The following is a 21,697-nucleotide window of genomic DNA, read 5'->3' as shown; positions in this document are numbered from 1 at the left end:
AAAGAGCGAATGACGACTTCCTCAACCCATCACCACGACGCGGCCCCTTCGGCGCCGCTGACGGCCGACGTCCTCGAGCGCTTTGCGCGCGAAGTCGCCAAGTACCCCGAGGCCGGCAAGGCCTCCGCCGTGATGGCGTGCCTGGCCATCGTCCAGCAGGGCGAAGGCTACATCAGCATGCAGCGCGAGCGCGAGATCGCCGACTACCTCGGCATGGCGCCCATCGCCGTGCACGAGGTGACGACCTTCTACAACATGTACAACCAGCATCCGGTGGGCAAGTTCAAGCTCAACGTGTGCACCAACCTGCCGTGCCAGCTGCGTGACGGCGTCACCGCGCTCGTTCACCTCGAGAAGAAGCTGGGCATCAAGATGGGCGAGACGACCGAGGACGGTTTGTTCACGCTGCAGCAGAGCGAGTGCCTGGGCGCCTGCGCCGATTCGCCCGTGATGCTGGTCAACGACCGCACCATGTGCAGCTTCATGAGCAACGAGAAGCTCGACCAGCTCATCGAGGGCCTGCGTGGCTCGACCAAAGGGGAGGCCGCGTAATGTCACCCGAGCAAGTACTCCAGCAGTTCCAGGCGACGGGCGTGCAGACCTGTTTCCATGACCGCCACATCGAGCCGCAGATCTATGCGGGCCTGAACGGCACCAACTGGCGCCTGGCCGACTACGAAGCGCGCGGCGGCTACAAGGCGCTGCGCAAGATCCTCACCGAGGGCCTCACGCCCGACCAGGTGATCGCCGAAGTGAAGGCCTCGGGCCTTCGCGGCCGCGGCGGCGCCGGTTTCCCGACGGGCCTGAAGTGGAGCTTCATGCCCCGCCAGTTCCCGGGCCAGAAGTACCTCGTCTGCAACTCCGATGAAGGCGAGCCGGGCACGTGCAAGGACCGCGACATCCTGCAGTTCAACCCGCACATCGTGATCGAAGGCATGGCCATCGCCGCCTATGCGATGGGCATCAGCGTGGGCTACAACTACATCCACGGCGAGATCTTCCAGAGCTACGACCGCTTCGAGGAAGCCCTCGAAGAGGCGCGCGCGGCCGGCTACCTCGGCGACGCGATCATGGGCAGCACGTACAACTTCCAGTTGCACGCGGCCCACGGCTTCGGCGCCTACATCTGCGGCGAGGAAACCGCGCTGCTCGAATCGCTCGAAGGCAAGAAGGGCCAGCCGCGCTTCAAGCCGCCGTTCCCGGCGAGCTTCGGCCTGTACGGCAAGCCCACCACGATCAACAACACCGAGACCTTCGCGGCGGTGCCCTGGATCATCAACAACGGCGGTCCGGCCTACCTCGAATGCGGCAAGCCGAACAACGGCGGCACCAAGATCTATTCGGTCAGCGGTGACGTCGAGCTGCCCGGCAACTACGAAGTGCCCATGGGCACGCCGTTCTCCAAGCTGCTGGAACTGTGCGGCGGCGTGCGCAAGGGCCGCACGCTCAAGGCGGTGATCCCCGGCGGATCGTCCTCGCCGGTGCTGCCCGCCGACATCATGATGGCCTGCACCATGGACTACGACTCCATCGCCAAGGCCGGTTCCATGCTGGGCTCGGGCGCGGTGATCGTCATGGACGACAGCCGCTCGATGGTCGAGTCGCTCAAGCGCCTGTCGTACTTCTACATGCACGAGTCCTGCGGCCAGTGCACGCCGTGCCGCGAAGGCACGGGCTGGCTCTACCGCGTGGTGGACCGCATCCACAACGGGCAGGGCAAGGCGACCGACATGGACCTCTTGAACTCCGTGGCAGACAACATCCAGGGCCGCACCATCTGCGCCCTCGGCGATGCGGCGGCGATGCCGGTGCGCGCCATGATCAAGCACTTCCGTCACGAGTTCGAGGCCTTGATCCCGGGCTACGTCCCGAAGGCGCCCGTCCAGGCCTGAGCGCGAGAAGAAACATACTCATGATCGAAATCGAACTCGACGGCAAGAAGGTCGAAGTGACCGAAGGCAGCATGGTGATGCATGCGGCCGACAAGGCGGGCACCTACATCCCGCACTTCTGCTATCACAAGAAACTCAGCATCGCGGCCAACTGCCGCATGTGCCTGGTCGACGTGGAGAAGGCGCCCAAGCCGATGCCGGCCTGCGCCACGCCCGTCACGCAGGGCATGATCGTTCGCACCAAGAGCGAGAAGGCCATCAAGGCGCAGCAGTCGGTCATGGAGTTCCTCCTGATCAACCACCCGCTGGATTGCCCCATCTGCGACCAGGGCGGCGAATGCCAGCTGCAGGACCTGGCCGTCGGCTACGGCGGCTCTTCTTCGCGCTACGAAGAAGAAAAGCGCGTCGTCTTCCACAAGGACGTCGGCCCGCTCATCAGCATGGAGGAGATGAGCCGCTGCATCCATTGCACGCGGTGCGTTCGCTTCGGCCAGGAAGTGGCCGGCGTGATGGAGCTGGGCATGACCCAGCGCGGCGAGCACTCCGAAATCGAGACCTTCCTCGGCGACTCGGTCGACTCGGAGCTCTCGGGCAACATGATCGACATCTGCCCGGTCGGCGCGCTCACGAGCAAGCCGTTCCGCTACAGCGCCCGCACCTGGGAACTGTCGCGCCGCAAGTCGGTGAGCCCGCACGACTCCACCGGCTCGAACCTGATCGTCCAGGTCAAGAACAACCGCGTGATGCGCGTGGTGCCTCTGGAGAACGAAGACGTCAACGAATGCTGGATCGCCGACCGCGACCGCTTCTCGTACGAAGCCCTCAACGGCACGGAACGCCTGACGCAGCCCATGCTCAAGCAAGGCGGCCAATGGCAGCAGGTCGACTGGCAGACCGCGCTCGAGTACGTGGCCAATGGCCTGAAGCAGATCAAGACCGACCACGGCGCGCAAAGCATCGGCACGCTGGTGAGCCCGCACAGCACGCTCGAAGAGCTGCAGCTCGCCGCCATGCTCACGCGTGAACTGGGCAGCGACAACATCGATTACCGCCTGCGCAACGCCGAATTCACGGCGTTCGAAGGTGTGCGCTGGCTCGGCACCTCGATCGCTTCGCTCACGCAGGTGCAGCGCGCGCTGGTCATTGGCTCGAACCTGCGCAAGGACCACCCGCTGTTTGCGCAGCGCATCCGCCAGGCCGTGCGCAAGAGCGCCGCGCTGTCGGTGATCACCTCGGCCGACCTGATGGCCGACCGCGAGGCGTGGGCCATCACCGCCGCGCAATCGACCATCGTCGACGCGGGCCAATGGGTCGAGGCGCTGGCCGCGGTCGCCGCCGCCATCGGCAAGACCAACGGCGCTGCCGCACCGCTGGCACCGAAGAACGAACCCGATGCCGCCGCAGAGGCCATCGCAGCGTCGCTGCTGGGCGGCGAACGCAAGGCCATCCTGCTCGGCAATGCCGCCGCCCACCACGCACAAGCCAGCAGCCTGCTGGCCCTTGCGAACTGGATCGGCGCACAAACCGGCGCGACCGTCGGCTACCTGACCGAAGCCGCCAACACCGTGGGCGCGCAACTCGTCGGCGCCTATCCGAAGAACGGCGGCCTCGATGCCGGCCGCATGCTCGCCGCGGGCTCCGGCCTCAAGGCCGTGCTGCTGCTGAACACCGAACCGGTGTTCGACTCGGCCGCCGGTGCCGCCGCTGCCGATGTCGTCGGCAACGCGCAGATGGTCGTCACGCTGAGTCCCTTCAAGGCCAACCTCGAATTCAGCGACGTGCTGCTGCCGATCGCCCCGTTCACCGAAACCCCCGGCACCTTCGTCAATGCCGAAGGTCGCCTGCAAGGTTTCCATGCCGTCGTGAAGCCGCAAGGCGAAGCGCGTCCGGCCTGGAAGGTGCTGCGCGTGCTGGCCAACCTGCTGGGCCTGCCCGGCTTCGCGTTCGAATCGACCGCCGACGTGCTCAAGACGGTGGGCGAGGGCGGTGCGCTTCCGGCCAACGCCCTGAACAATGCAACGGCCGCGAACGCCGTCGCCTCCAACGGCGCCGCATCGGCACCTGTGGTCGCGAGCATCTACCAGCTCGACTCCATCGTGCGCCGCGCTCCGTCGCTGCAACTGACGGCCGATGCACGCAACGCATCGAACGCGCCGGTCGCATCGGGTCAGGCCGAGGAGGCATTGGCATGATCGACACCATTCATGGCTTCGGCCAGGGGCTGATCGCCGCGGGCTGGTGGACGGCAGTGGCATGGCCCGTGATCTGGACGCTGATCAAGATCATCGTGGTCGTGATCCCGCTGATGCTGGCCGTGGCCTACCTCACGCTGTGGGAGCGCAAGGCCATCGGCTTCACGCAGATCCGCGTGGGCCCGAACCGCATCGGACCGATGGGCCTGCTCCAGCCGATTGCCGACGCGCTCAAGCTGATGACCAAGGAAATCATCATTCCGACGGTCGCCAACAAGGGCCTGTTCCTGCTGGGCCCGATCATGACCATCATGCCGGCGCTCGCCGCATGGGCCGTGATTCCCTTCGGCCCCGACGTGGCGCTGGCCAACATCAATGCCGGTCTCCTGTTCGTGATGGCCATCACCTCGCTCGAGGTGTACGGCGTGATCATCGCCGGCTGGGCATCGAACTCGAAGTACGCGTTCCTGGGCGCGCTGCGCGCCTCGGCGCAGATGGTGAGCTACGAAATCGCGATGGGCTTCTGCTTCGTCGTGGTGCTGATGGTCACCGGCAGCCTGAACATGAGCGAGATCGTGAACGTGCAGGGCAAGGGCATCTTCGCCAGCATGGGCGTGGGCTTCCTGTCGTGGAACTGGCTGCCGCTGCTGCCGATCTTCGTCGTCTACTTCATCTCGGGCCTGGCTGAAACCAACCGCCACCCGTTCGACGTGGTGGAAGGCGAATCGGAAATCGTCGCCGGCCACATGATCGAGTACTCGGGCATGAGCTTCGCGATGTTCTTCCTGGCCGAGTACGCCAACATGTGGCTGGTCTCGATCCTGACCGTGGTGCTGTTCCTCGGAGGCTGGCTGCCGCCCTTCGAGTTCTTGAGCTTCATTCCCGGCTGGATCTGGCTCGGTGCCAAGACCTTCTGCGTGGTCACCATGTTCCTGTGGGTGCGCTCGACGTTCCCGCGCTTCCGTTATGACCAGATCATGCGTCTGGGCTGGAAGATCTTCATTCCCGTCACCCTGGTGTGGCTGGTCGTGGTCGGTGGCTGGATGCAGACGCCGTTCAACATCTGGAAATAACTGGAAGCGCCAATATCATGACTGCTGCGCAATCCGCCAGCGCGCTCGCGCGCCCGTCCAAGCTGGCTTCCGCACCGTTCTCGCTCAAGGATTTTTTGGGCAGCTTCATGCTGTTCGAACTGTTCAAGGGCCTGGCGATCACCGGCAAGTACGCCTTCGCCCGCAAGATCACGGTGCAGTTCCCCGAAGAGAAGACACCGCTGTCGCCGCGTTTTCGCGGCCTGCACGCGCTGCGCCGCTATGAAAACGGCGAGGAGCGCTGCATTGCCTGCAAGCTCTGCGAAGCCGTCTGCCCGGCGCTGGCGATCACCATCGAATCGGATGTGCGCGACGACGGCTCGCGCCGCACCACGCGCTACGACATCGACCTGACCAAGTGCATCTTCTGCGGCTTCTGCGAAGAGAGCTGCCCGGTCGACTCGATCGTGGAGACCCACATCTTCGAATACCACGGCGAAAAGCGCGGCGACCTGTACTTCACCAAGGACATGCTGCTGGCCGTGGGCGACCGCTACGAAAAAGAAATTGCAGCGAACAAGGCGGCCGACGCCAAGTACCGCTGATCCGTCCAGCCCGAAACCCGTACCCACCCGAATTCCAATGGACGTCAAGACCGGTCTGTTCTATCTGTTTGCCGTGGTGCTGCTTTTTGCAGCCTTCCGCGTCATCACCGCCCGCAATCCCGTGTACGCCGCGCTGTACCTGGTGCTGGCCTTCTTCCAGGCTTCGGCCATCTGGTTGCTGCTGCGCGCCGAGTTCCTCGCGATCTCGCTCGTGCTGGTGTACGTCGGCGCCGTGATGGTGCTGTTCCTCTTCGTCGTGATGATGCTGGACATCAACGTCGACAGCTTGCGACAGGGCTTCTGGAAGCACTTCCCGCTCGCGGCCGGCGTGGGCGCGCTGATCGCGCTCGAAATGGCGGCCGTGCTCATGGGCGGCTTTCGCTTGGGCGAAGCACCGCGCGCCATGGCGGTCACCTCTCCCAACACCTCGAACACGATGGAGCTGGGCAAGCTGCTCTATTCCGAGTACCTCTACCCGCTGGAAATCGCCGCGGTCATCCTGCTCGTGGCCATCGTGGCGGCCATTGCACTGACGCTGCGCACCCGCAAGGACAGCAAGTACACCAACCCGTCGGACCAGGTGCGCGTGAAGGCGCGCGACCGCGTGCGCATCGTGCAGATGCCGGTGACGCGTGCGGCTGAACCCGTGGTGGAAGCGGCGCCGGCAGCACCGGCCGAAGCGGCAAAGGAAAACAAGGCATGACGCTCACGCTCGGACACTTTCTCTCGCTCGGCGCGATGCTCTTCGCGCTGTCGGTGATCGGCATCTTCCTGAACCGCAAGAACCTGATCGTGCTGCTGATGGCCATCGAGCTGATGCTGCTGGCGGTCAACATGAACTTCGTGGCCTTCTCGCACTACCTGGGCGACATGCACGGCCAGATCTTCGTGTTCTTCATCCTGACGGTGGCCGCGGCCGAGTCGGCGATCGGTCTCGCGTTGCTGGTGCTGTTGTTCCGCAACAAGTCCAACATCAACGTCGACGAGCTCAACTCGCTCAAGGGTTGAAATCAACATGAGCGCAACCCTTTCCGCATCCACCCTGCTGGCCGTGCCGCTGGCACCCTTGGTCGGCGCTGCCGTCGCAGGCCTTTTCGGCACCAAGTTCGGCGGCAATCACATCGGCCGCAAGGTCACGCATTCGCTGACGATCCTGGGCGTGCTGGTCGCCTTCATCATCTCGGCCATGACGCTCAAGAGCGTGGTGGTCGACGGTGCCCGCTTCAACGCGACGCTCTACGAGTGGATGATCGTCGGCGGCCTGAAGATGGAAGTCGGCTTCCTGGTCGACGGCCTCACGGCCATGATGATGTGCGTGGTGACCTTCGTGTCGCTGATGGTGCACATCTACACCATCGGCTACATGGAAGAAGACGACGGCTACAACCGCTTCTTCTCGTACATCTCGCTGTTCACCTTCTCGATGCTGATGCTCGTCATGAGCAACAACATGCTCCAGCTGTTCTTCGGCTGGGAAGCGGTGGGCCTGGTGTCGTACCTGCTGATCGGCTTCTGGTTCAACAAGCCCACGGCCATCTTCGCGAACATGAAGGCCTTCCTGGTCAACCGCGTGGGCGACTTCGGCTTCATCCTGGGCATCGGCCTCATTGCCGCCTACGCCGGCACGCTGAACTACGGCGAAGCCTTCGCCAAGGCCAACACGCTGGCCGGCATCACCTTCCCCGGTACCGAGTGGATGCTGATCACCGTGATCTGCATTTGTCTCTTCATCGGCGCGATGGGCAAGAGCGCGCAGTTCCCGCTGCACGTGTGGCTGCCCGATTCGATGGAAGGCCCGACGCCCATCTCCGCGCTGATCCACGCGGCCACGATGGTGACCGCCGGCATCTTCATGGTGGCGCGCATGTCGCCGCTGTTCGAGCTGAGCGACACGGCCCTGAGCTTCATCCTCGTGATCGGCGCCATCACGGCGCTCTTCATGGGGTTCCTCGGCATCATCCAGAACGACATCAAGCGCGTGGTCGCGTACTCCACGCTCTCGCAGCTGGGCTACATGACGGTGGCGCTCGGTGCCTCGGCCTACTCGGTCGCGGTGTTCCACCTGATGACGCACGCGTTCTTCAAGGCGCTGCTGTTCCTCGGCGCGGGCTCGGTGATCATCGGCATGCACCACAACCAGGACATCCGCTGGATGGGCGGCGTGCGCAAGTACATGCCGATCACCTGGATCACGTCGCTGCTGGGTTCGCTCGCGCTGATCGGCACGCCGTTCTTCGCCGGCTTCTACTCGAAGGACAGCATCATCGAAGCGGTGCACGAGAGCCACCTGTGGGGCGCGAACTTCGCCTACTACGCGGTGCTGGCGGGCGTGTTCATCACGGCGTTCTATTCGTTCCGCATGTACTTCCTGGTCTTCCACGGCAAGGAGCGCTACGACCAGAACCCCGATGCGCACCATGACGACCACGCGCACGATGCGCACGGCGATCACGGCCACGACGATCACGCCCACGGCCATGACGCCCACAAGCCGCACGAATCGCCCTGGGTGGTCTGGCTGCCGCTGGTGCTGCTGGCCATCCCCTCGGTGGTGATCGGCTTCATGACGATCGAGCCGATGCTCTTCGGCGAGTTCTTCAAGCAGGCGATCTTCGTGGACGGTACCAGGCACCACGCCATGAAGGAACTGGAAGAAGCCTTCCACGGCCCCGTCGCCATGGCCATTCATGGTCTGCAGGCCGCGCCGTTCTGGCTGGCGCTGGCGGGTGTGGTGCTGTCGTACTACATGTACATGATCAACCCGGCGCTGCCGGCTGCGATCAAGCGCGCCTGCGAGCCGATCTACCGCCTGCTCGAGAACAAGTACTACCTCGACTGGATCAACGAGAACATCATCGCCCGCGGTGCGCGCGCGCTCGGTACCGGCCTCTGGAAGGGCGGCGACCAGGCCCTGATCGACGGTGCCGTGGTCAATGGTTCGTGGAAAGTGATCGGCCGTGTCTCCAGCGTGGTGCGCTGGGTGCAGTCGGGCTACATCTATCACTATGCCTTCGCGATGCTGCTCGGCATCTTCATCCTGATGACGTACTTCGTCTGGTTCAAACGCTGAGCCCGAACGCTGGAGAAAAAGAAAAATGGGTTTGTTGAGCCTTGCCATCTGGGTGCCGATCGCATTCGGCGCCGTGCTGCTGGCGTTTGGCCGCGAAGAGCATGCCAAGGGCGTGCGCTGGGTCGCGCTCGTCGGTGCCATCGTGAGCTTCCTGGTCACGGTGCCGCTGTTCACGCGCTTCCAGAACGGAACCGCCGCCATGCAGTTCGTCGAGAAGACGAGCTGGATCTCCCGCTTCAACGTCAACTACCACATCGGTCTTGACGGCCTGTCGCTGTGGATGGTGCTGCTGACCTCGTTCATCACGGTCGTGGTCGTGATCTCGGCCTGGGAAGTGATCACCGAGCGCGTGAACCAGTACATGGGCGCGTTCCTGATCCTCTCGGGCTTCATGATCGGCGTGTTCTCCGCGCTGGACGGCATCCTGTTCTACGTGTTCTTCGAGGCCACGCTGATCCCGATGTACCTGATCATCGGCATCTGGGGCGGCCCGAACAAGATCTACGCGGCGTTCAAGTTCTTCCTCTACACCTTGCTCGGCTCGCTGCTGATGCTGGTGGCGCTGATCTTCCTGTACAACAAGTCGGGCGGCAGCTTCGACATCCTGGCCTGGCACAAGCTGCCGCTGGGCTCGACCGCGCAGACCTTCCTGTTCTTCGCCTTCTTCGCGGCCTTCGCCGTGAAGGTGCCGATGTGGCCGGTCCACACGTGGCTGCCCGACGTGCACGTCGAGGCGCCCACCGGCGGCTCGGCCGTGCTGGCCGCGATCATGCTGAAGCTGGGTGCCTACGGCTTCCTGCGCTTCTCGATGCCCATCGCGCCCGACGCCTCGCACGAATGGGCCTGGCTCATGATCGCGCTGTCGCTGATCGCGGTGATCTACGTGGGCCTGGTGGCGTTGGTGCAGCAGGACATGAAGAAGCTGGTGGCCTACTCGTCGGTCGCCCACATGGGCTTCGTGACGCTGGGCTTCTTCATCTTCAACGAGCTGGGCGTCGCCGGCGGTATCGTCCAGATGATCGCCCACGGCTTCGTTTCGGGCGCCATGTTCCTGGGCATCGGCGTGCTGTACGACCGCGTGCACTCGCGCCAGATCGCAGACTACGGCGGCGTGGTCAACACCATGCCCAAGTTCGCCGCCTTCGCGCTGCTGTTCGCCATGGCCAACTGCGGCCTGCCGGGCACCGCCGGTTTCGTGGGCGAGTGGATGGTGATCCTGGGCGCCGTGAAGGCCAACTTCTGGATCGGACTGGGAGCCGCCACCGCGCTGATCTTCGGCGCCGCCTACACGCTCTGGATGTACAAGCGCGTGTACCTCGGCCCGGTCGGCAACGACCACGTCAAGGAGCTCTCCGACATCAACGCCCGCGAGTTCCTGATGCTGTCGCTGCTGGCGATCGCCGTGTTGTGGATGGGCCTGTATCCGAAGCCATTCACCGATGCAATGGATGCCTCGGTCACTGAGCTCCTTCGCCATGTGGCGATTTCGAAGCTGCCCTCCTGATGATGACCCCCACGTTTGCGGCTATGCCGCTGCACTGCCCCCCAAGGGGGCCCCGGACCGGCTCGGGGCGGCCCTGCGCCGTCCGGCCACGCTGAAGACAAGAGAACGAGATGATTGACAAACTCAGCTGGGTCACGATCTACCCCGAAATCGTGTTGCTGGTCATGGCCTGCATCATTGCGCTGGTCGACCTGTCGGACACGAGCCCGCGCCGCACCCGCACCTATGTGCTGACGCTGCTCACGCTGCTGGTGGTGGCCGTGCTCACCGGCATGGCCGCGCTCGACGGCAAGACCGCCTACGGCTTCGGCGGCATGGTCGTGAGCGACTCGATGGGCAACTGGCTCAAGTGCTTCGCCACCATCGCCCTGATGGTCACGCTGATCTACGGCCGCCCCTATGCGGCCGACCGCGAGATGCTGCGCGGCGGCGAACTGTTCACCGTGAGCATGTTCGCGCTCCTGGGCATGTTCGTGATGATCTCGGGCAGCAACTTCCTGCTGATCTACCTGGGCCTGGAACTGCTCACGCTCTCGAGCTACGCGCTCGTCGCGCTGCGCCGCGATAACGCGGTGGCCAGCGAAGCGGCGATGAAGTACTTCGTGCTCGGCGCGATGGCCAGCGGCTTCCTCCTGTACGGCCTCTCGATGATGTACGGCGCGACCGGCTCGCTCGACCTGAACGAAGTGTTCAAGGCGATCTCGACCGGCAAGGTCAACCACCAGGTGCTGGTGTTCGGCCTCGTGTTCATCGTGGCCGGCCTGGCGTTCAAGGTGGGGGCAGCCCCTTTCCACATGTGGGTGCCCGACGTCTACCAGGGTGCGCCCACGGCCGTCACGCTGCTGATCGGCGCGGCGCCCGAGCTGGCGGCCTTCGGCATCATCATCCGCCTGCTGGTCGATGGCCTGCAGCCGCTCGCGATCGACTGGCAGCAGATGCTGGCCGTGCTGGCCATCGCGTCGCTGCTGATCGGTAACCTCGCCGCCATCGCGCAGAGCAACCTCAAGCGGATGCTCGCCTACTCGACCATCTCGCAGATGGGCTTCATGCTGCTGGGCATGGTGGCCGGCTCGGACCTGTCGGGCACGCAGAACGCGCAGGCCGCCTACAGCGCCTCGATGTTCTACATCGTGACCTACGTGCTCACCACGCTGGCGAGCTTCGGCATCATCCTGCTCCTGGCGCGCGAAGGCTTCGAGAGCGAAGAGATCACTGACCTCGCAGGTCTCAACCAACGCAGCCCGCTGTACGCCGGCGTGATGGCGATTGCGATGTTCTCGCTGGCGGGCCTGCCGCCGCTGGTCGGCTTCTACGCGAAGCTGGCCGTGCTGCAGGCGCTGATCGCCTCGGGCCAGGCCATCTACATCGGCTTGGCCGTGTTCGCCGTGATGATGTCGTTGGTCGGCGCCTTCTACTACCTGCGCGTGGTCAAGGTCATGTACTTCGACGCACCGGTCACGGCCACCACCGTGTCGGCTTCGTTCGACGTGCGCACCGTGCTCACGATCAACGGCGCACTGATCCTGATTCTCGGCGTGCTGCCCGGCGGTCTGATGACGCTGTGCTACGACGCCATCGCGGCCACGCTGGCCCACTGACGCGGCCGGCCCACGGTGTCGCAAACCGCGTCGGTCTGGGTCGTCCTGCTGGTGGCGCTCCTGGCCGCCAACCTGCCGTTCTTCAACGAGCGCCTGTTCGGCGCCGTGCCGCTGCCGGCAAAGCGCAAATCGCTGGCGATCCGCTTTGCCGAGCTGGTGGTGCTGTACTTCATTGCCGGCGGCATCGGCCTCTTGTTCGAGCGCAGGGCAGGGCAGATCTCGCCCCAGGGCTGGGAGTTCTACGCGGTGACCGGCGCGCTCTTCATCGTGCTGGCCTTTCCAGGGTTCACCTGGCGCTACCTGATGAAGCACAGGCACTGAACGACATGACATCACCCATCGCCGATTCGCACCTGAGGGAAGAACTCGTCAGCAGCGAGGAGCTCTTCAAGGGCAAGTTCCTGCATGCCAAGCGCGACACCATCCGCCTGCCCGATGGCCACAACGCGACGCGCGAATATGTGGTGCATCCCGGCGCGGTGGTGGTGATTCCGCTGCTCGACGATGGGCGCGTGGTGCTGGAGCGGCAGTACCGCTACCCGGTAGGCCATGTGATGGTCGAGTTTCCGGCCGGCAAGCTCGATCCGGGCGAAGACCCGCTGGTCTGCGGCCAGCGCGAACTGCTCGAGGAAACCGGCTACACCGCGCTCGAATGGGCGCATGCCGGTGCGATGCACCTGGCCGTGGCGTATTCGACCGAGATCATCCACATCTACTTCGCGCGGGGCCTCTCGCTCGGCGAGCGTCAGCTCGACCACGGCGAATTCCTCGACGTGTTCACCGCCACGCCTGAGGAAATGATCGGCTGGTGCCGAGACGGCACCGTGACCGATGCCAAGTCATTGACCTGCACCCTGTGGATGCAGAACGTCCTCTCCGGCGCATGGGCACTCGACTGGAAAGCGGCGGCCTCGCAGGGCGGCGCGGGATAATCCGCGCATGAAGGTCCTCGATTTCCGCTGCACGCATGGCCATGGCTTCGAGGGCTGGTTCGCGTCCAACGAGGCCTTCGAGACCCAACTGGCCAGCGGGCTGGTCGAATGCCCGGTCTGCGGCGATACCGCGATCGTCAAGTTGCTGAGCGCGCCGCGCCTCAATCTCGGCAATGCCAAGGCGCCGGCAGCAGAAGCGGCACCCGCAGCGCCATCGCAGGTGTCGGCCCCACTTTCTCCCGAAGCCCGCTGGATGCGTGCCATGCGCGAGGTCATCGCCAAGACCGAAGACGTCGGCGAACGCTTTGCCGAAGAGGCCCGCAAGATGCACTACGGCGAAGCCGAAGAGCGCGGCATCCGTGGCCAGGCGACGCCCGAGCAGACCGAGGCGCTGCTCGACGAAGGCATCGCGGTGATGCCGCTGCCGATGCCCGCAGCGCTCAAAGAGACGCTGCAGTAAGCGCCCCGCGGCTCAGGCCGTGAACTGAAGCGCGGCCAGGCGGGCGTAGACCCCGCCTTGCGCTACCAGCGCCGTGTGCGTTCCCTGTTCGACGATGCCGCCGTGGTCCAGCACGATGATGCGGTCGGCCTTCTGCACGGTCGCCAGGCGGTGCGCAATCACCAGCGTCGTGCGGCCTTCCATGGCGGACTCGAGCGCGGCCTGCACCATGCGTTCGCTCTCCGCGTCCAAGGCGCTGGTGGCCTCGTCCAGCAGCAGCAAGGGCGGGTTCTTGAGGATCGCGCGTGCAATCGCGATGCGCTGGCGCTGGCCGCCGGAGAGACGCACGCCGCGTTCGCCGAGGAAGGTGTCGTAGCCCTCGGGCAATGCTGTCAGGAAGTCGTGTGCGAAGGCGGCGCGGGCTGCTGCATGCACCTCGTCTGTCGTGGCTTCGGGCCGGCCGTAGCGGATGTTCTCGAACGCGCTCGCCGAAAAGATCACCGCGTCCTGCGGCACCAACCCGATGCGGGTGCGCAGGTCGGGCAGGGCGAGCGATGCCAGCGGCGCGCCGTCCAGCAGCAGCTGGCCCGACTGCGGGTCGTAATAGCGCAGGAGCAGCTGGAACACCGTGCTCTTGCCCGCGCCGCTGGAGCCGACCAGCGCCACCGTCTCGCCGGGCGCGATGTCGAGGCTGAAATCGCGCAGCGCCGGCGTGCCGGGCCGCGATGGGTAGTGGAAGGTCACTGCGTCGAGCTTGATCGTGCTGCCCGCAGCCGGAATCGGCGTGACCGTCGGATTCGGCGGCGAGGTGATGACGGCCGGCGCATGCAGCAGTTCCATCAGCCGCTCGGTGGCCCCGGCCGCGCGCAACAGGTCGCCGTACACCTCGCCGAGCACCGCCGTCGCGCTCGCGAGGATGGCCACGTAGACCACGGTCTGGCCGAGGTGGCCGGCCGTGATGTCGCCACGCAGCACGGCTTGCGTGCCCTGGTAGAGGCCCCAGAGCAGCGCCGCGGAGGTCGCGATGATGATGAAGGCCACGAGCACCGAGCGCGCCTTGGTGCGGCGCACGGCGGTGCGGAAGGCGTTTTCGGTCGAGGCGTCGAAGCGCGAGGCCTCGCGGGCTTCGGCCGTGTAGCTTTGAACGACTGGAATCGCATTCAGCACTTCGGCCGCGATGGCGCTCGAATCGGCCACGCGGTCCTGGCTCGCGCGCGAGAGCTTGCGCACGCGCCGGCCGAACCACATGCTGGGCAGCACCACCAGCACCAGGATGCCCAGTACCTGCACCATCACATAAGGATTGGTCCAGACCAGCACGGCCAGCGCGCCCACGCCCATCACCGCGTTGCGCAGGCCCATGCTGAGGGACGAGCCGACGACCGTCTGCACCAGCGTCGTGTCGGCCGTCAGGCGCGAGAGCACCTCGCCGGTCTGCGTGGTCTCGAAGAAAGCCGGGCTCTGGTGCAGCACGTGGCCGTAGACCGCGTTACGCAGATCGGCCGTGACGCGTTCGCCCAGCCAGCTCACCGTGTAGAAGCGCGCGGCCGAAAACAGGCCCAGCGCCACGGCCACCGCGAAGAGGGCGCCGAAGTGCTCGCGCAGCGCCATGGTCTGGGCGCCCTTGTCGGGGTTGATCAGCCCGCCGTCGATCAGGCTGCGCAGCGCCAGCGGAAAGGCCAGCGTCGTGACCGCCGCCATCACCAGGAAAACGGCCGCCAGCACGATCTGCACGCGGTAGGGGCGAAGGAAGGGGCTCAGCCCCGACAGCGACCGGGGCGAGCCCTTGGCCATGGAAGACGGTGGGGAGGAAGCCATGGGCGCGGATTCTACCGAAACCTTGCCTCTACAAAGGCAGCCTTGACAATAACTGCCATGGCAGCTAATATTCCGACCCATGAGCGATGCAAACACCCCGAAGGCCTCATCGGACCCCGATGACGCTGTGCGTCGTCCGCCTGTCTTCTACCGGGCGGAGAACTACCGGGCCGAGGACAGCATCGGTTATCTGATGCGCCGCATCGTCACGGCGGTGGCCCAGTCGGTAGAAACCCGCATGTGCGATCCCGGCAGCCCGACCTTCCCGCAGTGGGTGCCGCTGTACAAGCTGCACATCGGCGCGGCCACCACGGTGGCCGAACTGGCCCGGGCCTGCGAACTCGACACCGGCGCCATGACACGGCTGCTCGACCGCCTCGAAGCCAAGGGCCTGTGCCGCCGGGTGCGTTCGCTCGAAGACCGCCGTGTGGTCAACATCGAACTCACCGACGAAGGCCGTGCCGCCGCCAAGGAAGTGCCTTACGTGCTCAGCCGCGTGCAGAACGAGCACCTGGCAGGTTTCACCACCGAGGAATGGGAGCAGCTCAAGGGTTACTTGCGCCGCATCCTCGACAACGCGCAGGCCCTTGCGGCCCGTGGAGATAAAAATGAATGATTCCCTCGCCGTGCGCGCTGTGCGTCGCACTCCCGTCCTGCGCGCTGTGCGTCGCACTCCCATCGTGGCAGCCGCCTTGCTGCTGGTCGCCTTGGCCGGTTGTGCCGACATGGCCGGCATCGGTTCCCAGGCCAAGCTGCGCGACGCCTCGTCGCTCGGCATCGCGCCCGACACCGCGGCAGCGCCCGTCTCCCGGCTCGACACCCAATGGTGGCTCGCCTTCGGCGACACGCAGCTCAACACGCTGATCGACCAGGCCGTGGCCGGCAATCCGAACCTGCAGGTCGCGCAGGCCCGCCTCGCGCGGGCGCAGGCTTCGGCGGACATCGCCGGCGCGGCGCTCAAGCCCAAGGTCAACGGCGAGCTCGACCTGAACCGCCAGAAGTTCAACAGCAACTACATCTACCCCGCACCGCTGGGCGGCTCGACGCAGAACATCGGCCTGCTGCAGCTGGGCGCAAGCTGGGAGCTCGACTTCTTCGGCAAGAACCGCACCGCGCTCGATACGGCCATCGGCGCCGCCAACGCCGCCGCGGCCGATGCCGACGCCGCCCGCGTGCTGCTGGCCAGCAACGTCGCACGCAGCTACTTCCAGTGGGCGCGCCTGAACGACCAGCTCACCGTGGCGCAGCGCACGCTCGCCCAGCGCGACGAAACCTTGAAGCTCGTGCGCGACCGCGTCTCCGCCGGCCTGGACACCCGCCTCGAACTGCGCCAGAGCGAAGGCGGCCTGCCCGAAGCGCGCCAGCAGATCGAAGCGCTCAACGAACAGATCGCACTGCAGCAGCACGCGCTCGATGCGCTCGTGGGCCAGCCCAACGTGTCGGCTTCGCTCAAGCCCCCGATGCTCGACGGCGTCAAGCCGATGGCGCTGCAGGCCAACATCCCGGCCGACCTGCTGGGCCGCCGCGCCGACATCGCCGCCGCCCGCTGGCGCGTCGAGGCGGCCACCAGCGACGTGGCCAATGCCAAGACCCAGTTCTATCCCAACGTGAACCTCACGGCCTTCGTCGGCTTCCAGAGCCTTGGCTTCGGCAAGCTGCTCAAGTCGGGCAGCGAGCAGTGGGGCGTGGGCCCGGCCATCAGCCTGCCGATCTTCGAAGGCGGCAAGCTGCGCGCCAACCTGCGCGGCAAGTCGGCCGACCTGGACGTGGCGGTCGAGAGCTACAACGCCACGGTCATCGATGCGGTGCGCGATGCGGCCGACCAGGTGTCCAGCGCGCAGTCGATCACCCGCCAGCAGACCGAACAGCGCGCCGCGCAAACGGCCGCCGAAGGCGCCTACGACATCGCCGTGCAGCGCTACCGCGCGGGTCTGGGCAACTACCTCAACGTGCTGACCGCGGAGACCTCGGTGCTGGCGCAGCGCCGCCTGGCCGTCGATCTGGCCGCGCGCGCGCTCGACACGCAGGTGGGCCTCGCGCGTGCCCTGGGCGGCGGCTGGCAGCCCCCGTCGACCTCGACGGCCACGGCATCGGCCCCGACGGCCGCAGTGAACTGAAAAGAACCGCGCTGACACGGCTCCCGACTCCCTCGTTTTCGGAAAGAAATTCATCATGAGCGACAACAACACTCCGACGCCCGCTGCTTCCGCAGCCTCCACAGCCGTTGCTGCACCCGAAGCCCCCGCCGGCAACGGCAAGCGCCGCCGCGCGCTCACGGCCCTCGCGGCCGTGGTCATCGTCGCCGGCGGCGGCTGGGGCCTCTACGAATGGCTGGTCGCCAGCCATTACGAGGACACCGACAACGCCTACGTGCAGGGCAACGTGATCCAGATCACGCCGCAGATCGGCGGCACCGTCATGGCCATCAACGCCGACGACACCGACTTCGTGAAGGCTGGCCAGCCGCTGGTGCAGCTGGACCCGGCCGATGCCAAGGTCTCGCTGGAGCAGGCCGAGGCCGCGCTTGCGCAGGCCGTGCGCCAGGTGCGCACGCTCTACGCCAACAACGGCTCGCTGGCCGCGCAGGTCACGCTGCGCCAGTCGGACATCGTCAAGGCGCAGAGCGACATCGCCAAGGCGCAGGACGACCTGCAGCGCCGCCGCGCGCTCTCAGGCAACGGCGCGGTGTCCAAGGAAGAACTCAACCACGCCGAGACGCAGCTGGACACCGCCAAGAGCCAGCTTGCCGCCGCGCAGGCCGGCGTCGTCGCCGCCAAGGAAGCGCTGGTGAGCAACCAGTCGCTGACCGACGGCACCAGCGTGGCACAGCACCCCAGCGTGCTGGCCGCGGCCGCCAAGGTACGCGAGGCGTACCTGGCCACTCAGCGCGTCGCGATGCCCGCGCCGGTCGACGGCTACGTCGCCAAGCGTACCGTGCAGCTCGGCCAGCGCGTCGCTGCCGGCACGCCGATGATGTCGATCGTTCCGCTCAACCAGCTGTGGGTCGATGCCAACTTCAAGGAAGTGCAGCTGCGCAACATCCGCATCGACCAGCCCGTGAAGCTCACGGCCGACGTCTACGGCAAGAAGGTCGAATACGACGGCAAGGTCGCGGGCCTGGGCGTGGGCACCGGCAGCGCGTTCGCGCTGCTGCCCGCGCAGAACGCCACCGGCAACTGGATCAAGGTGGTGCAGCGCGTGCCCGTGCGCATCGCGCTGGACCCCGAGCAGCTCAAGGCCAACCCGCTGCGCATCGGCCTGTCGATGGACGCGGAGATCGACATCTCCTCCAAGAGCGGCAAGATGCTCGCCGACGCGCCGCGCGGCAGCGCGCTCACGCAGACGCAGGTCTACAGCCAGCTGGACCGCGGCGCCGATGCCGAAGTGGACCGCATCGTCGCGGCCAACCTGGGCCGCGCCGCACCGGCCAACGCCGCTGCCGCACCGGCCAAGGGCGCGCCTGCTGCGACGTCGGCACCGGCCGCCACCGGCGCCCAGGTGGCCACGCAGGGTCAGCCCGGTTGATCGTTGCCCGCTTCGCTTGAACTGAAAAAGCACGCGCAATGGCCACCGCCGCTCCCGCTTACATAGCGCACGCACCGCTCGAGGGCTCCGCCCGCGTGTGGGGCACGATCGCGCTCTCCGCGGCAACTTTCATGAACGTGCTCGACTCGTCGATCGCGAACGTGTCGTTGCCCGCCATCTCGGGCGACCTGGGCGTGAGCACCACGCAGGGCACCTGGGTCATCACCAGCTTCGCGGTGGCCAACGCCATCGCGGTGCCGCTCACGGGTTTCATGACCCAGCGCTTCGGCCAGGTGCGCCTGTTCATGGCCAGCGTGATCCTGTTCATGATGGCCTCGCTGCTGTGCGGCCTGGCGCCGAACATGACCACGCTCATCCTGTTCCGCGCGCTGCAGGGCTTTGTCGCGGGTCCGATGATTCCGCTGTCGCAGACGCTGCTGCTGTCGAGCTACCCGAAGGCCAAGGCGGGCCTGGCGATGGCGATGTGGTCCATGACCACGCTGGTCGCGCCGGTGATGGGGCCGCTCCTGGGCGGCTGGATCACCGACAACATCTCGTGGCCGTGGATCTTCTACATCAACATCCCCGTGGGCATCGTCGCGGCTTCCATCACCTGGGCGCTCTATCGCAAGCGCGAGAGCACGACGCACAAGGTGCCGATCGACGCCATCGGTCTCGCGCTGCTGGTGCTGTGGGTGGGCTCGATGCAGCTGATGCTCGACAAGGGCAAGGAGCTCGATTGGTTCCATTCGCCGCAGATCGTCACGATGGCGGTGGTGGCGGTGGTGGGCTTCGCGTTCTTCCTGATCTGGGAGCTGACCGACAAGCACCCGGTGGTGGACCTCTCGCTCTTCAAGCGCCGCAACTTCTGGTCGGGCGCCGTGGCAACGGCCGTGGCCTACGGCCTCTTCTTCGGCAACGTGGTGCTGCTGCCGCTGTGGTTGCAGCAATGGATGGGCTACACCGCGACGCAGGCGGGGATGATCATGGCGCCCGTGGGGCTGCTGGCGATCTTCTTCTCGCCGATCGTCGGTCTCACGGTGGCCAAGATCGATCCGCGCCGCTATGCGACCTTCTCGTTCCTGGTGTTCGCGCTGATCCTGTGGATGCGCTCGAACTTCAACACGCAGGCCGACTTCGTGACGATCATCATCCCGACGGTCATCCAGGGCATCGCGATGGCGTTCTTCTTCATCCCGCTGGTGACGATCACGCTCTCGGGCCTCACGCCCGACCGCATTCCGGCCGCCTCGGGGTTGTCGAATTTCCTGCGGATCACGGCCGGTGCCATGGGCACGTCGCTCACCACCACGCTGTGGGACAACCGCGCGACGCTGCACCATTCGCAACTGGCCGAAACCATCAACCAGGGCAACAACGCCGCCACCAGCGCGATGGCCGGGCTCTCCAGCAGTGGCTTCAGCACCGACCAGGTGATGGGGCAGATCAATCGCCTCGTGGACCAGCAGGCCTACATGCTGGCGACGAACGACATCTTCTATGCGTCGGCGATCCTGTTCCTGCTGCTGATCCCGCTGGTGTGGCTGGCCAAGCCGCAGAAGGGCGGCGCCGGCGGCGATGCCGCGGCCGGCGCGCACTGACGCACTGACGCACTGACAACGGGCCCTGTCGTCACCCCCAGGCTTCTTCGGAACCCTGGGGGTTTTTATTTGCCCAGCGCCTTCAGCACGTCGTAGCACGCGCCCATCGTGTGGTAATCGGTCTTGCCGGCCGGGCTCTTCTCGTCGCTGATCTTCTGGTTCTGCGGCGTCAGGATGCGGTACCACGCGCCGTGCCTGTGGTCCACGAAGTGCGCCCACGAATACGCCCAGATGCTGTCGTACCAGTCCCAGTAGCTCGCATCGCCGGTGCGCACGGCCAGCAGCGCGGCGGCGGCGAAGCTCTCGGCCTGCACCCAGAAATACTTGTCGCCGTCGTACACCGCGCCGTCGGGCGCGAAGCCGTAGACCAGCCCGCCGTTGTCCGCATCCCAGCCGCGGAACATCGCGGTGTCGAAGAAGTGGCGCGCGCGCGGCACGATCCAGCCGGCCTCGCGGCCTTGCGCGTGCAAGAGGCGCTCCAACTGCAGCAGCAGCTTGGCCCACTCGGTCAGGTGGCCGGTCTGGAAACCCCAGGGCCGGAAGATGTCGCTGCGGTCGCCGCGGTTGAAGTCCCAGTCGATCGACCAGTCCGCGCGGTAGTGCTCCCACACGAGGCCATCGGCCAGCGCGGCCTGGCGGCCCGTTACGGCCTCTGCGAGTGCGAGCGCGCGGTCGAGGTAGCGTGTGTCGCGCGTTGCCTCGAAGGCCGCCATCATCGCCTCGCAGGCATGCATATTGGCGTTCTGGCCGCGGTAGGGCGCAACGCGCCAGTCGGCCGTGGCTTCGTCGGCGTAGAGGTCGTGGCGCGGCTCCCAGAAGTGCCGCTCCATCAGGTCCCACGCGTGCGCCAGCCCTTCGCGCGCCTCGGTCACGCCGGCCATCAGCGCGTGCGCATGTGCGAGCAGCACGAAGGCCAGGCCGTAGCAGTGCTGCGTGCCGTCCTGCACCGTGGCGCGGCCTTCGTGCCAGTCGAGGAGCCACGCAAAACCGCCCCTGGGCAGCGCATGCGCGCCGTGCAGGAAGGCCAGGCCGTGGCGCGTCGCGTCGAGGTCCGCCGCCTGGCCGAAGCGGCGGTAGGCGTTCGCATGGTTGAACACGAAGCGCGCGCTGCTCACCAGGTGGCGCGTGCGGCGGTCGTACACCGTGCCGTCGTCCCTGAAGAAGTGGAAGAAGCCGCCCGAAGCGTCGGCGTCGCGCGGGTCGTAGAAGGCCAGCGTGTGCCGGATGTGGTCGACGAGGAAATCGGGTGAGCGGAAATCGGGCATGAAGAGCAGATGAGGGGCGTCGTTCTCAAGCGATCGGGTCTCTATCTTGGTGCACTGGCAGCAAGACCGATGGCCAGCCTGGCGGCGAGTGCGACGATGCGTTGGTTCATGTGTTTCTCCGTTGCAGGGTGCATGGCATTTTGGCAGGGGCGCCTGCCATATCGCCTTGTGCTTTCCCCGACGAAACATGGCGTCGGCAGCGCAACAACGATCGCCGCGCCAAAG

Annotated in this window: 19 protein-coding genes; 17 read left to right on the top strand and 2 right to left on the bottom strand. The window is 66.0% G+C overall.

The window, feature by feature from the left end:
- The first annotated feature begins 9 nt into the window (after positions 1–9).
- From JC881_RS06355 to JC881_RS06295, 13 genes are all read left to right on the top strand, one after another.
- On the top strand, positions 10–552 hold the full coding sequence (locus JC881_RS06355; RefSeq protein WP_198784799.1) for an NADH-quinone oxidoreductase subunit NuoE family protein: 543 nt from the start codon (positions 10–12) through the stop codon (positions 550–552).
- Positions 552–1,892, top strand: a complete 1,341-nt coding sequence (gene nuoF / locus JC881_RS06350) for an NADH-quinone oxidoreductase subunit NuoF (protein ID WP_198784798.1) — start codon at positions 552–554, stop codon at positions 1,890–1,892. The genes JC881_RS06355 and nuoF overlap by 1 nt, the downstream gene beginning before the upstream one ends.
- A 20-nt stretch (positions 1,893–1,912) precedes the next feature.
- The gene (nuoG, locus tag JC881_RS06345) at positions 1,913–4,084 is read left to right on the top strand and encodes an NADH-quinone oxidoreductase subunit NuoG (RefSeq protein WP_198784797.1); all 2,172 of its coding nucleotides are present in this window, start codon (positions 1,913–1,915) and stop codon (positions 4,082–4,084) included.
- On the top strand, positions 4,081–5,157 hold the full coding sequence (nuoH, locus tag JC881_RS06340; RefSeq protein WP_198784796.1) for an NADH-quinone oxidoreductase subunit NuoH: 1,077 nt from the start codon (positions 4,081–4,083) through the stop codon (positions 5,155–5,157). The genes nuoG and nuoH overlap by 4 nt, the downstream gene beginning before the upstream one ends.
- A gap of 17 nt (positions 5,158–5,174) precedes the next feature.
- The gene (nuoI, locus tag JC881_RS06335; RefSeq protein WP_198784795.1) at positions 5,175–5,720 is read left to right on the top strand and encodes an NADH-quinone oxidoreductase subunit NuoI; all 546 of its coding nucleotides are present in this window, start codon (positions 5,175–5,177) and stop codon (positions 5,718–5,720) included.
- A gap of 37 nt (positions 5,721–5,757) precedes the next feature.
- On the top strand, positions 5,758–6,423 hold the full coding sequence (locus tag JC881_RS06330) for an NADH-quinone oxidoreductase subunit J (RefSeq protein WP_198784794.1): 666 nt from the start codon (positions 5,758–5,760) through the stop codon (positions 6,421–6,423).
- A complete protein-coding gene (nuoK, locus tag JC881_RS06325; protein WP_007837741.1) occupies positions 6,420–6,728 on the top strand; it encodes an NADH-quinone oxidoreductase subunit NuoK in 309 nt (102 codons plus the stop codon). Before JC881_RS06330 ends, nuoK begins: the two co-directional genes overlap by 4 nt.
- A gap of 7 nt (positions 6,729–6,735) precedes the next feature.
- The gene (gene nuoL, locus JC881_RS06320; protein ID WP_198784793.1) at positions 6,736–8,790 is read left to right on the top strand and encodes an NADH-quinone oxidoreductase subunit L; all 2,055 of its coding nucleotides are present in this window, start codon (positions 6,736–6,738) and stop codon (positions 8,788–8,790) included.
- A 25-nt stretch (positions 8,791–8,815) separates the two neighbouring features.
- Positions 8,816–10,294: an NADH-quinone oxidoreductase subunit M gene (locus tag JC881_RS06315; RefSeq protein WP_198784792.1), complete on the top strand. Its 1,479-nt coding sequence runs from the start codon at positions 8,816–8,818 to the stop codon at positions 10,292–10,294.
- A gap of 110 nt (positions 10,295–10,404) precedes the next feature.
- Positions 10,405–11,892: an NADH-quinone oxidoreductase subunit NuoN gene (gene nuoN, locus JC881_RS06310; protein ID WP_198784791.1), complete on the top strand. Its 1,488-nt coding sequence runs from the start codon at positions 10,405–10,407 to the stop codon at positions 11,890–11,892.
- Positions 11,893–11,907: 15 nt separating this feature from the next.
- A complete protein-coding gene (locus JC881_RS06305) occupies positions 11,908–12,213 on the top strand; it encodes a DUF2818 family protein (RefSeq protein ID WP_198784790.1) in 306 nt (101 codons plus the stop codon).
- A 5-nt stretch (positions 12,214–12,218) separates the two neighbouring features.
- Positions 12,219–12,824 carry an NUDIX domain-containing protein gene (locus JC881_RS06300; protein ID WP_198784789.1) on the top strand — a complete coding sequence of 202 codons (606 nt, stop codon included), beginning with the start codon at positions 12,219–12,221 and terminating at the stop codon, positions 12,822–12,824.
- A 7-nt stretch (positions 12,825–12,831) separates the two neighbouring features.
- Entirely contained in the window at positions 12,832–13,284 is a 453-nt protein-coding gene (locus tag JC881_RS06295; RefSeq protein ID WP_198784788.1) for a DUF1178 family protein, read from the top strand.
- A 12-nt stretch (positions 13,285–13,296) separates the two neighbouring features.
- Here the strand turns inward: JC881_RS06295 and JC881_RS06290 are convergent, their stop codons facing one another.
- The gene (locus JC881_RS06290; protein ID WP_198784787.1) at positions 13,297–15,081 is read right to left on the bottom strand and encodes an ABC transporter transmembrane domain-containing protein; all 1,785 of its coding nucleotides are present in this window, start codon (positions 15,079–15,081) and stop codon (positions 13,297–13,299) included.
- Positions 15,082–15,160: 79 nt separating this feature from the next.
- Between JC881_RS06290 and JC881_RS06285 the strand changes: the two genes are divergently transcribed.
- From JC881_RS06285 to JC881_RS06270, 4 genes are read left to right on the top strand one after another with little or no spacing between them, the layout of a single operon-like run.
- Positions 15,161–15,697 (top strand): MarR family winged helix-turn-helix transcriptional regulator, encoded by a 537-nt coding sequence (locus JC881_RS06285; RefSeq protein ID WP_198784786.1) that lies wholly within the window; start codon positions 15,161–15,163, stop codon positions 15,695–15,697.
- Complete coding sequence (locus JC881_RS06280) at positions 15,690–17,198, top strand: efflux transporter outer membrane subunit (protein ID WP_198784785.1); 1,509 nt, start codon at positions 15,690–15,692, stop codon at positions 17,196–17,198. Before JC881_RS06285 ends, JC881_RS06280 begins: the two co-directional genes overlap by 8 nt.
- Before the next feature lie 55 nt (positions 17,199–17,253).
- Complete coding sequence (locus tag JC881_RS06275; protein ID WP_198784784.1) at positions 17,254–18,606, top strand: HlyD family secretion protein; 1,353 nt, start codon at positions 17,254–17,256, stop codon at positions 18,604–18,606.
- A gap of 38 nt (positions 18,607–18,644) precedes the next feature.
- Positions 18,645–20,207, top strand: coding sequence for a DHA2 family efflux MFS transporter permease subunit (locus tag JC881_RS06270; RefSeq protein ID WP_198784783.1), 1,563 nt, complete (start codon positions 18,645–18,647; stop codon positions 20,205–20,207).
- A 65-nt stretch (positions 20,208–20,272) separates the two neighbouring features.
- On the opposite strand, the gene JC881_RS06265 is transcribed toward JC881_RS06270, so the two are convergent.
- Entirely contained in the window at positions 20,273–21,472 is a 1,200-nt protein-coding gene (locus JC881_RS06265; RefSeq protein WP_198784782.1) for an AGE family epimerase/isomerase, read from the bottom strand.
- Positions 21,473–21,697 lie beyond the last annotated feature (225 nt).

The organism is Variovorax sp. IB41 (assembly GCF_016405905.1).
In the GTDB taxonomy this organism is placed as follows: Bacteria; Pseudomonadota; Gammaproteobacteria; order Burkholderiales; family Burkholderiaceae_C; genus Variovorax.
The sequence above is the reverse complement of the archived record's forward strand: the minus strand, read 5'-3'. Positions and strand labels throughout refer to the sequence as shown.